At 66.3% G+C, this 10,631-nt stretch carries 11 protein-coding genes; 4 read left to right on the top strand and 7 right to left on the bottom strand.

The features are described 5' to 3' along the window. The first annotated feature begins 318 nt into the window (after window positions 1-318). Window positions 319-714 (top strand): hypothetical protein, encoded by a 396-nt coding sequence (locus ABZ412_RS10935; RefSeq protein ID WP_357278993.1) that lies wholly within the window; start codon window positions 319-321, stop codon window positions 712-714. A gap of 287 nt (window positions 715-1,001) precedes the next feature. On the opposite strand, the gene ABZ412_RS10930 is transcribed toward ABZ412_RS10935, so the two are convergent. Genes ABZ412_RS10930 through ABZ412_RS10920 form a run of 3 tightly spaced genes read right to left on the bottom strand, consistent with a single transcriptional unit; the run spans window position 1,002 to window position 2,003 of the window. Continuing rightward, window positions 1,002-1,223 (bottom strand): hypothetical protein, encoded by a 222-nt coding sequence (locus tag ABZ412_RS10930; RefSeq protein ID WP_357278990.1) that lies wholly within the window; start codon window positions 1,221-1,223, stop codon window positions 1,002-1,004. An 11-nt stretch (window positions 1,224-1,234) separates the two neighbouring features. Beyond that, a complete protein-coding gene (locus ABZ412_RS10925; protein ID WP_357278988.1) occupies window positions 1,235-1,678 on the bottom strand; it encodes a hypothetical protein in 444 nt (147 codons plus the stop codon). 10 nt (window positions 1,679-1,688) lie between these two features. Beyond that, window positions 1,689-2,003 carry a hypothetical protein gene (locus ABZ412_RS10920; protein ID WP_357278986.1) on the bottom strand — a complete coding sequence of 105 codons (315 nt, stop codon included), beginning with the start codon at window positions 2,001-2,003 and terminating at the stop codon, window positions 1,689-1,691. 1,134 nt (window positions 2,004-3,137) lie between these two features. On the opposite strand from ABZ412_RS10920, the gene ABZ412_RS10915 reads away from it, so the two are divergent. From ABZ412_RS10915 to ABZ412_RS10905, 3 genes are all read left to right on the top strand, one after another. After that, on the top strand, window positions 3,138-4,046 hold the full coding sequence (locus tag ABZ412_RS10915) for a hypothetical protein (RefSeq protein ID WP_357278983.1): 909 nt from the start codon (window positions 3,138-3,140) through the stop codon (window positions 4,044-4,046). Beyond that, entirely contained in the window at window positions 4,036-4,611 is a 576-nt protein-coding gene (locus ABZ412_RS10910) for a flavin reductase (protein WP_357278982.1), read from the top strand. Before ABZ412_RS10915 ends, ABZ412_RS10910 begins: the two co-directional genes overlap by 11 nt. A gap of 200 nt (window positions 4,612-4,811) precedes the next feature. After that, window positions 4,812-5,336: an AAA family ATPase gene (locus tag ABZ412_RS10905; protein WP_357278980.1), complete on the top strand. Its 525-nt coding sequence runs from the start codon at window positions 4,812-4,814 to the stop codon at window positions 5,334-5,336. Between the two features lie 52 nt (window positions 5,337-5,388). Here the strand turns inward: ABZ412_RS10905 and ABZ412_RS10900 are convergent, their stop codons facing one another. The 4 genes from ABZ412_RS10900 to ABZ412_RS10885 all read right to left on the bottom strand — a co-directional run bounded on the left by ABZ412_RS10900 (window position 5,389) and on the right by ABZ412_RS10885 (window position 10,553). Beyond that, window positions 5,389-7,680: an FdhF/YdeP family oxidoreductase gene (locus ABZ412_RS10900; RefSeq protein WP_357278977.1), complete on the bottom strand. Its 2,292-nt coding sequence runs from the start codon at window positions 7,678-7,680 to the stop codon at window positions 5,389-5,391. Then, entirely contained in the window at window positions 7,680-8,744 is a 1,065-nt protein-coding gene (locus tag ABZ412_RS10895) for an FUSC family protein (RefSeq protein WP_357278975.1), read from the bottom strand. Before ABZ412_RS10895 ends, ABZ412_RS10900 begins: the two co-directional genes overlap by 1 nt. A 176-nt stretch (window positions 8,745-8,920) precedes the next feature. Next, window positions 8,921-9,832, bottom strand: coding sequence for a LysR family transcriptional regulator (locus ABZ412_RS10890; protein WP_357278973.1), 912 nt, complete (start codon window positions 9,830-9,832; stop codon window positions 8,921-8,923). Between the two features lie 31 nt (window positions 9,833-9,863). Next, complete coding sequence (locus tag ABZ412_RS10885; RefSeq protein ID WP_357278970.1) at window positions 9,864-10,553, bottom strand: DUF899 family protein; 690 nt, start codon at window positions 10,551-10,553, stop codon at window positions 9,864-9,866. Between the last annotated feature and the right edge of the window lie 78 nt (window positions 10,554-10,631).

The following is a 10,631-nucleotide window of genomic DNA, read 5'->3' as shown; positions in this document are numbered from 1 at the left end:
TCGAGTGATCGCCCGGCATGTATTTCCGCAGGTGGGCGGCGGCTTGTGTCCATGACCAGGCCCGCTATCCGGGTTCGATTCCCGGCAGCTCCACCTCGAAGGCCCCTCACCACCAGGTGAGGGGCCTTCTTCATGTCTCCGTTGTCGCCGAATATCCAGCGGCGCCGGTCGTTGCGAGCCGCTGTCATCCATGTCAGCGGATGTGTCAGGTTGGTGTCAGGGCGCTGTCAGTCCGCGCGGCCATTGTGTGTCCATCGAACAAAGACGACCGGGACCGAACCCGGTTGGGATCAGCAGATATTCGAAGGAGACACAACCATGACCATCACCCTGACCGACCAGGACAAGGCCACCATCCGCACCGCCGCCTACGGCGCGGTCGCCCTGCTGTCCGCCGCCGGGGCGCCCCACAAGGGCAGCAGCCAGGGCTCAATCGCCCTCACCTCCGCGACCGGCGTGGTCGGGCACGTGCTCTCCACCCGGGCACGTGACATCCACTTGGACGGCAAGAACGTCGCCGAGCTGGCCGATCAGGTACTGCCTGCCCTGACCGCGGCGATCACTCTGCTCGATGCGCAGGATCCGGCCGAGGCCGCCAACTTCCGCGACACCGTACTGGTCGCGGTCGACGCCACCGCCCAGGCCAAGGGCGATCCCAGCCCGGCGGTGACCGCCATGGCCCGCAAGATCACCGCAGCCCTCGACGCCGCGTGACCCGATGACCACTTCCGGCCGGATACGGTCGGAAGTGGTTGCAGGACAGATATTTTCTCGCTCACACGGACCAGGATTGGTTGAAGATCAGGAGAACCATGACACGCGAATTGGTCTACCAACCATGGTGTCACCAAACTGATCTACGACGTCGTGCACTGATCGGGTTGCCCCTCACACCGGGGGAACTCCGGGACGGGCCTCATAGTCGTGAGCACTGGGTGCGGGTCTGGCCATTAAAACGGCCCCCAACCCGAGATGGGCGGGGGCCGTTCACTGCTGAGCTCTCAGCCGTAGGTCCGCGGTTCCGGCACCGTAACCGCCGCGTGGATCCCATGCGCTGCTGCGCGCAAAGCGCGCATCACCGGATGGTTGAACGGTTCATCGTCGTATTCGCCCGTGCCACGCAGGTACGGCCACGCCTCCTCCATGATGGCCTGGATTCGGTCACTCAGTTCGCGCGCCTTCGCCCGGTCCAGCGCAGAGGGCGTGGTCGATTCGGCGGGCATGCGATGCTCCTTCACTTCCGGTTCTCACAGGTAGCGACCGTCTTCGGCGGGTCCGAATGCTCGGTGTAGTTGAAGTCCCCCTGCTTGCCCGTGCCCGAGATGCGAGCGGTCATCCGCCAGGTTCCGTTGTAGCAGGCGGCACTCACCCTGTAATGGACATCGGGATTCGGGATGGTGGCAATCGGGTCGGTCATCGATCCGACCACCCAGTTGTCGCCGTCCTTGTATTCGAGCGACAAGGTCACCACGTGCGTGGCCGGCGGTTCGGTGCACTTCACGGTACCTTCGCCGATGATCTGCGGAGGCAGAACCGTAGGTGAGCTGAACGGCATCCAGTCCCACGAACACCAATTGACCCCGGGCAATGCCTCGGCGGCTGGGGATGCGACCGCCACGACGCTGCCGACCATCGAGGCGGCAGCCAGGGTCAAGATTCCGAATTTGTTGCGCAACATGTGTTTTCCCCTATTCAAGCTGGTTCGGTCGCTGAGGGCAGTCCGCAGGCCCCCATTTGAGCGCGGGCCGAGTGTCACGACCTCCTCTCGGGCTGTAGTCGGTATCGACGACTGAGAGCGGTTCGGTGTCGACAACCGTGGTGATGAGTCCGGCAGCCTCGAGTGCGGCGAGGTCGCGGTGCGTCGCTTGGAGCAGTTCGACCGCTGTGATCGGCGGCCCGACCCAGCCATCCGACGCGACCGGCGCCCAGGACCCGTCCCGGTACTGCACCCATCCGACGGGCCGGTCCTCGTCCAGCAGCGGAAGGACGTCATCGACGGACATAGCCGTGCCCAGCTCGTATTTGCCCCTTGGGGACGTCCTTCCGAACGTATTCCTGGAGCGCTGGCGCTCGCATGACGTCACGGCCGCGATCTGTGGCACGCCAGCTCGGCGGGTTCTGGTAGGTAGTGGCGGCAAAACCGCTGTGGGACAGTGCCCGAAGTCCTCGACGCGCTGACGTTGGAGTGAGCCCGACCACCCCGCACAGCTCCTGCACCGTGAGCGCTCGAGTTGGCTGCAGGCCAGACAGCGCGCCCAGCACCCGTGCCTCGAGTTCGGTCAACGACGACATTGCCGGTGCCCTCCATTCGTTTTCGATGAGGCGCACCCCGTGCCGCGACTGTGGTCCAGATCCCCACGGCTGCAGTGCGATCGATATGGAGGAGGGGCGGCTGGTCCATCCCGACACCGGGGCTTAGTTGATCGTGCCGTGTCCGCCGAGCATCGTGAAGTGCAGAAACACCCCGCAGATGCCCCCGCAATTTCGATGTCAACCCCTCAGTTTCGATCGAAACAAAGCTGATTTGTGTGGGGTGCGGATTACTCTCAACGACAAGAGGTCTCGGGCAGGCAAATGGGGGCTACCGATGGGTTCACCGCGCCGGAACACGCATCTGAAGTCGTTGATCGACGCCCGTGGATGGTCTCAGCCTCAGATCGCCGAGGCTGTCAACGCCGCTGTGGGCACCGCTACCGGTCGCCCAGGGCTCTATACCGAAGAGTCGATCCGGCGGCTGCTGACCGGCCACGTCACCTGGCCGCCCCGGCACTACCGCGTTGCGCTGCAAACCATCTTCGCATCTGATCCGGCTCTACTGGGCTTGTACAACAAGCGCGCGTGCGCCGCAACCTCCCGCCAGCCCAGGCACCGACCGCACAGCGGACGTATTGTGGGGGACGGCCACTGTTCCTCATCCAGAATCACCAGGATTCGGCCGGTCGCTGGCGCAGGGCCTGTTCAAGGGCATATCCGCCACAGGATTAGGAGGTGTCTCAACGAACCGCCGAGACGCTCTGCGTACCTTGGGCATCGGGGGGATTGCCGTCGCCGGTCTGCGTGATGCCGTTCTAGGGGCAGCCCGGGAGTCGGCGTCGCTGAGTAACGTCGTCGATCGGCGCGCTGTCGAACCGACGACAATGAGCGAGTGCACTGACACGCTGCACCGACTCGCGACGGATTACGTGCTCTGCCCTGACCTTGATCGGATATTCGTCGAGCTGACCGTTCTGCGCGACCGACTCGCCGCGGTGATCCAGCGCGCCCGCAGGATCACCGATCTTCAGGAACTCTACGTCTTGCTCGCTGCCTCCTGCGCCCTGCTGGCATCGGTGTCGCACGATTTGGCCGAGCCGCACGCGGCAATGATCCAAACAGATTCGGCGGCCACGTTCGCAAAGCTGGCAGGTCACCGTTCCCTCGAGAACTGGGTGTATTGCACACGCGCAATGATCGCGTCCTGGTGGGAACCTCCCGCACGTGTACTCGAGGAAGCCGGCAAAGCCGTTACCCCACGGGGAATTTCACAAGTGAGGCTGTCTGGTCTCGTCGCTCGCGCCCATTCACAGGTCGGGAACCGCCGCGAGGCGGTGGCAGCCATGGATGCCGCGCGCCGTGAACGCGACCGGCTGCCCGAGCACGAGAGCCTGACCGACCTCGGTCCGGTATTCGGGTTCTCTTCTGCCCGCCAGCACTACTACGACGCGACCACCTATGCCCGGCTCGGGGAGTGGAAACGGGCAAAGTCCGAGGCCGAGACCGTGATCAGCCTGTACACGCCGACTTCGACGCAAACCTGGTCGGCCACACTCACCCTCGCGCGGGTGACCCTCGCCCGTGCAGACCTTCACCTCACCGGACCCGATGCGGCGCTGGCGCACTTGGAGCCAGTGCTGGCGATACCTGTCGGACAACGTATCCCGCAGGTCAAGGCCGCGTTGAACGGGATCGGGTCCGACCTGGCAGCGTCGGCTGTCACACCAGCTACACGCACGCTCGGCGAGGCAGTACGCACGTTCGCACCGAGGAGGGATCTCGATGGGCAGTGACAATGCGATCGAACGCGCACACCGCTTGCTCGCACCGCGCATCGCGTACCTGATCGGAACCTTGAACGCTGACAAGACGCCGAATCTGATACCGGTCTCGAATCTGACCTCGGTGTCCACCCAGCCGCAGCAGATCGCGCTGGCTGTGTACAAGCAGTGGGCGACTTTTGAAACCTTGCAAACTGCAGCGGGATTCACTGTGTCGGTGCCAGTGTTCGATCAGCTGGAAGCGGTGTGGAAGCTAGGCGCACGCTATTCCCACTTCCCCACGGTGGGGCCCGCGGAGAAGCTGACCGAGAGCGGCTTACCGCTTGACTACCAGACGTCGGAGTATGGACCGGTCCTTTCGTCTGGAATCGGATGGATGTGCTGCCGCATCATCACGCGCCTGGACCTCGGCGGTGACCACGGCATAGTCATCGGCCAGGTAGAACAGGTCTGGTTCAACCCGGATCATCTGGAATGTGATGGCACACCGCGCGGAACTCCGCACCCGGTGATGCAGCAAACCGGCAACCGATTCACCTCGACAGCAGACGAATTCACATCGATCCCCTACTTCTGACGGTTGACTTCCTCAGAACCGATCATCGGGAACCACATGCCGAAGGCCGGACGGACGCTGTGATCCAGTGGCGGCCTGTGGCCTTGCTTCAATGCCGGAACAATGTATGGCTACCCAGGTGACGCGGACAGCGTGACCTGGAGTTTCATCATCGAATGGGACGACGATCTGGAGTGATCGTGACGGGTGACTATAGGGGGGTGGACCGACTTCTGGTGCTGGTCAATGGGCTTCCGGGTGCGGGGAAGACGAGCTTGGGGCGTGGGTTGGCCAAGGAACTGAGGGGGTTGTTCTTGTCCAAGGACGCCGTCAAGGAGGCGTTGGCGGAAAGCGTCGGGGATGGGGTGGGTGGGGCGGAGCTGGGTGGGATGGCTATGGATGCGGTGTGGGCGTTGGCGGGGGAGTCGCGCGGCGATGTGGTGATCGATTCGTGGTGGTTCAGGCCGCGGGATTTGGGATTTGCGCGGGCAGGGATCCGGCGGGCGGGTATTCATCGAGTTGTGGAGGTCTGGTGCGACGTATCCGTGGAGGTTGCCCGGGCACGGTACGCGTCGCGGCAGCGTGCCCCCGTTCATCGGGATCAGCAACGATTGGTCGAGGATTGGGCCGATTGGGCGGCAGGTGCGGTGCCGCTCGGGCTGTCGCCCGTCATCGCGGTTGATACCGCGCGCGCAGTCGATTTCGCTGACCTTGCCGGGCGGGTGAAAGCGGCGGTGACGGCCTGAGTCAGGCGACTTCCTGTCTGGCGCACGACCACCCGCACCCGTCGGCGCGTTGTCAGACGGAGCGTTCGATGGTGACCTTCACGTTCTTCATGATCGGCTGGTCGCTTTGGGTGCTGTAGTCGCCGATGGCGCAGAGGACGTTGAGTTCGGGCATGTAGCCGGCGGCGCAGCCTCGGGGGATGTCGTAGGGGATTGCCTTGTAGCGGTGGACTGTTCGGGTGGTGCCGTTGCGGGCGATGCTGGTGATGTCGACTTCGTCGAACAGCTTCAGGCTGCGGTCGCGCATGTCGTCGGGGTTCATGAGGACCAAGGCGCGGAGGTTCTTGATGCCTCGGTAGCGGTCGTCGTGGGAGTAGATGGTGGTGTTCCACTGGTCGTGGGAGCGCATGGTGGCCAGGGTGAGGGTGCCGGGGGCGGGGGTGAGGTCGGGGAGATCGGCGGTGGAGAATTCGGCGCGGCCGGAGGGGGTGAGGAAGACCAGTTCTCGGGCGGGCTGTTTGATGCGGAAGCCCAGGGGGAGGCGGACTCGGCGGTTGAAGTCCTCGAAGCCGTCGATCACCTCGGCCATGGTGTCGCGGATGCGGTCGTAGTCGTCGACGTAGTTGTCCCAGGGGGTATTCGTCTGGGGGAGAGCGGCTTTCGCTACTCCGGCGATGATGGCCGGCTCGGAGAGCAGGTGCGGGGAGGCGGGCTTCTTCATGCCCTTGGACAGGTGGACCATGGCCATGGCGTCCTCGACGGAGGTCTGCTGCAGGCCGGCGCGTTGTTCGTCGCGTTCGGTGCGGCCCAGGCAGGGGAGGATGACGGCGCGGGCGCCGTGGACCAGGTGGCTGCGGTTGAGTTTGGTGCTGACCTGGACGGTCAGGGCGCAGCGGCGGAGCGCCTCGCAGGTGTAGACGGTGTCGGGGGCGGCCAGGGCGAAATTGCCGCCCATGCCGACGAATACGGTGACCTTGCCCGCGTGCATCGCCTCGATGGTGGCGACGGTGTCGAGGCCGTGCGCGCGGGGCGGATCGATGCCGCAGACCTCCGCCAGCCGATCCAGGAACTGGGGTCGCGGACGATGGTCGATGCCGCAGGTGCGGTTGCCCTGGACATTGCTGTGCCCGCGGACCGGGGACGGGCCCGCGCCCTCGCGGCCCAGATTGCCGCGCAGCAGCAGCAGATTCACGATCTCGCGGATGGTGTCGACGCCGTGCTCGTGCTGCGTCACGCCCAGGCACCAGCTGATGATCGAGCGGTCCGCCTCCCGGTATATCTTTGCGGCGCGGCGCAATTCGGCCTCGGTGAGCGCCGACTGCTCCTCGATCTCGGCCCACGAGGTGGCCTCCACCTTGGCGCGGTAAGCCTCGAAACCGGTGGTGTGAAGCTCGATGAACCGGTGGTCGAGGGCTTTGGGATCGGTCTTCGACTGCTCCAGAACAGCTTTGGCGATACCGCGGATCACCGCGAAGTCGCCGCCGATGCGGGTCTGTAGGTTCAGGGTGCCGGTCGGGGTGGCGTGGAACGTCGCCATCTGCAGGAACTCGTGCGGGATGATGGTGCGCCGCGAACCGGCCTCGATCAACGGGTTGATGTGCACGATCTGCGCGCCCCGGCGATCGGCCTCGGCCAGCGCGGTGAGCATGCGCGGCGCGTTGGAGGCCGCGTTGACGCCCATGATGAACAGCGCGTCGGTGGCCTCCCAGTCCGCCAGATCGCAGGTGCCCTTGCCGGTGCCGAGGGAGGCCTGCAGGGCGCGGCCGCTGGCCTCGTGACACATGTTCGAGCAGTCCGGCAGATTATTGGTGCCCAGTTCGCGGGCCATCAGCTGATACAGGAAGGTGGCTTCGTTGCCGAGCCGGCCGGAGGTGTAGAACGCGGCCCGGTTGGGGTCGTCGAGCTCGCGCAGGGTCCGGCCGACCAGCTCGAACGCCTCGTCCCACGAGATCGGGAGGTAGCGGTCGGTTTCCGGGTCGTAGCTCATGGGCTCGGTCAGCCGGCCCTGGTTCTCCAGATCGTGGTCACTCCAGCCGGACAGCTCGGTCACCGTGTGGGCGGCGAAGAACTCCCGGTCGACCCGCTTGTGGGTCATCTCCCAGGTGACGTGCTTGATCCCGTTCTCGCAGATGTCGAGGTGGATGCCCTTGAGAGAATCGGGCCAGGCGCAACCGGGACAGTCGAATCCGTCGTTCTCGTGATTCATCTTCAGGATCGCGCGCGTGCCGATGATCGGCTCGCGTTCCTGGGCGATCATGAATTCGGTGACGGACTTGGCCGCACCCCACCCGGCAGCGGGATGGTCGTACGGGTGGAAACTCGGCCCACCGTCGGACTCGGTCCGTTTGGTGAAATCGATGGCCATCACGGATCCCTTCGACAACGTGTCTGCGGTCGGTGTGGTGCGATGCCCGGTGTTTGCCAGCGTAGATGCCGATGGGCGGTCGCCACCAGCACACCGATGGCCACGCCCAGCACCGTGTCGATGCCACGGTCGAACAACAGCCGCTCAGGACTGGCCGGGACGGACAAGCTGGTCATCAGCATGATCAACGGCGTGAAGAATCCGAGCGCCAACGTGTAGTTGCGGGCCATGTACAACTCGGTCGGGAACAGCAGTGCCAGCACCAAGGCGCCGGTCAGGACCGGGCGTGGTCCGGGGACCAGCAGGATCGCCGTCAGGCCCAGCCCCAGGAAGGTCCCCGCCACCCGGTGCAGTCCCCGCGAGAAGTGCGCTCCGGCATCGAGCGCGGCCAGCGGGACCGCCGCGGAGACCATGGCCCAATTCGCGTGACCCACACCCAATCCGAGGCCGGCGAGGCCCGCGCCGGACACCGCGACGGCGTAGCGCGTCGCGTGCCGGGCGCCGACGTGCAGGCCGGGTGACGCGGGCGCGGCAGCCGCGTCGGCACTCTCGATATCGAGGGCCGCGAGCGCCATGCACAGCGCGGCGGTCACTGTGAACACCGCCAGTGCCGGAAGCGGTTTCGCCGCGTCGGCCGGTGTCCATGCGATCGCCCCGAGCGCGAAGATCGCATAGAACGGGCCCGCGGGCCGGATCCCGCGGTGGTCGGCCAGCAATGAGGCCGCCGCCGCGAATCCGCTCTCGACCACGATCAGCACGAGGGGTTCGACCCCGGCAGCCGCCAGCCACACGCCCACGCCGACCCCGCCGCCGATGAGCAGCGCGGCCGACCGCTGATGCCGCCCGCGCTCGCGGCGCGAACCGTCGCGCCCGTACATGCCGACGAAGGAGCCGAACATGGCGAAGATCAACAGGTCGGTCCGGCCCAGCGCCAGCAGCGCCGACCCGGGGATGGCCAGGCCCGCCGCCACACGCAGCGCGTGCCGGGTGTGACCGGCGGCGGGACCGACGGTGAACAGGCCCGCGGCCGCCTCGCGAGCCGTCTGCACCGCACGCACGTTCACACCCGCCTCTGCCTCGATACCCGCGGCGATCGAGTCCGGCCGATGGTGAGATCAAGTGTTCGGTGTAGCGGCCTCCGGTGTCCAAGACGTGGCTCCTACCACCTGATAGGCGCGGCCGATCAGACCCGGTCCACCACTGTGCTCAGCCCAGGCCTATCGCCGTGCTCACTCCGGGGCTACCCCTGCGCGCCGACGGAGTCGCCCTCGACGCGGACCGACCGCGCGGTCTTTGTGAAAGCCCGGACGATCAACGGCACCGGCTCGGTCGCCAAGGTGACCAGCGCGATCGTCGCGGTCACCGGATCGTTGGGACGCAGTACCCGCGCACCGGCGGGCGGTCGTATGGTGCGCAGCCAGGACGCGGGCACGATCGTGGCCCAGCGGCCGGTGGCCACCTGCCCGAAGAGGGTCGCCACCGAGTCGGTCTCGAGCTGCGGCCCGGCCGTCAGGCCGCGACCGGACAGCGCGTCGTCGATCAGCTTGCGCCCGCGCATCCCCGGACGCAGCAGGCACAGCGGCAGTTCCACCACCTCGGCCCAGTCGACCGATCCGGCCGCACCGGTCACCAGTCCCTCCGCGGCCAGCACGAGATGCTCCTCGGAGTACAACGGCGTCACCGTCACATCCGGGGCGTCCTGTTCGTCCGGGTACACCAGACCGGCGTCGAGTTCGAACCGGCGCAGCCGGTCGATGATGCCTGCCGACTCCAAGCCGGTGTCGACGCGCACCTTCACCAGCGGGTTCTCCGCGCAGAACGGATCGGTGAGCAGCGCGACCGTGGCCGCGGCCGCGGGAATCACCCCGAGCCGCAGCTCACCCGTCAGACCGGTCTGCAGCGCCACGACCTCCTGCTGGAGCGCGTCGCGATCGGCCAGGATCCGGCGCGCCCACAACACCAGCCGCTCCCCTTCGGGAGTGAGCCCCTCGAAGGTGCGGCCCCGCTTGACCAGCGGCACCTTCAGCTCGTGCTCGAGCTTGCGGATCGCCTCCGACAACGCCGGTTGTGACACGTAGCAGGCGGCGGCGGCTCGCGCGAAGTGACGCTCCCGGGCGAGGGCGACGAAGTACTCGAGCTGCCGGAACAACATGACCACATTCGATCACGGCCGCGGTGGAGTCCTAGGGATTCGGGTCGCCGTAGGCGGCGGCGATGTCCTCGGAGGAGGTCCAGCGGGAGTAGGCCGGGGACTGGGGCCAACCGGCCGGGGAGTCCTGCCACTCTTCCTGGCGGCCGTAGGGGAGCAGGTCGATGAGCGGGAACGTGTGAGCGATCTGTTCCACGCCTCGGCCGTTGGTGTGCCAGGTCCGGTAGACGGTATCGCCGTCGCGCAGAAAGACATTCACGCCGAAGCCGCCGCCGGGCGGGGCGTCGACGTCGCTGCCGAAGGTGCTGTTCGCCGTTGAGTACCAAGGCATCTGGTTGCCGACCCGGCGCTTGTAGGCGAGCGCCTCGTCGATCGGGCCCTGGGTGATGATGACGAAGCGGGCGTCGTAGTTGTCGAGGAAGTTGAAGCGGGTGAACTGGGCGGTGAATCCGGTGCAGCCGGGGCACTGCCATTCCTTGCCCTCGAACCACATGTGGTTGTAGACGATCAGCTGGGACCTGCCCTCGAAGATCTCGGCGAGGGTGATCGGGCCGTCCGCGCCTTCGAGGGTGTAGGGCGGGAGTTCGACCATGGGGAGGTGGCGGCGCTGGGCGGCGATGGCGTCCAGCTCACGGGTGGCGGCCTTCTCGCGGATGCGCAGGGCTTCGAGTTCTTTCCGCCAGGTGGCGGCGTCGACGATCGGTGGCAAGGGCTGGGTGCTCACGGAGGTCCTCCTGACCGGCTCACGGTTCGCGTGCTGACAGTGAGGACGGGATCAGCGCGCGGAATTCATCGGTGGCGG

Origin of the sequence: Nocardia sp. NPDC005746 (assembly GCF_040630785.1) — a bacterium.
Classification (GTDB): domain Bacteria; phylum Actinomycetota; class Actinomycetes; order Mycobacteriales; family Mycobacteriaceae; genus Nocardia.
Note: the sequence above shows the minus strand (reverse complement) of the source record. Positions and strands in the feature narration are given on the sequence as shown.

What these genes read in the sequence shown, in the direction of transcription:
- ABZ412_RS10935 (WP_357278993.1), top strand. Translation starts at nt 319, where the DNA reads ATGACCATCACCCTGACCGACCAGGACAAGGCCACCATCCGCACCGCC.
- ABZ412_RS10930 (WP_357278990.1), bottom strand. Translation starts at nt 1,223, where the DNA reads ATGCCCGCCGAATCGACCACGCCCTCTGCGCTGGACCGGGCGAAGGCG.
- ABZ412_RS10925 (WP_357278988.1), bottom strand. Translation starts at nt 1,678, where the DNA reads ATGTTGCGCAACAAATTCGGAATCTTGACCCTGGCTGCCGCCTCGATG.
- ABZ412_RS10920 (WP_357278986.1), bottom strand. Translation starts at nt 2,003, where the DNA reads ATGTCCGTCGATGACGTCCTTCCGCTGCTGGACGAGGACCGGCCCGTC.
- ABZ412_RS10915 (WP_357278983.1), top strand. Translation starts at nt 3,138, where the DNA reads ATGAGCGAGTGCACTGACACGCTGCACCGACTCGCGACGGATTACGTG.
- ABZ412_RS10910 (WP_357278982.1), top strand. Translation starts at nt 4,036, where the DNA reads ATGGGCAGTGACAATGCGATCGAACGCGCACACCGCTTGCTCGCACCG.
- ABZ412_RS10900 (WP_357278977.1), bottom strand. Translation starts at nt 7,680, where the DNA reads ATGGCCATCGATTTCACCAAACGGACCGAGTCCGACGGTGGGCCGAGT.
- ABZ412_RS10890 (WP_357278973.1), bottom strand. Translation starts at nt 9,832, where the DNA reads ATGTTGTTCCGGCAGCTCGAGTACTTCGTCGCCCTCGCCCGGGAGCGT.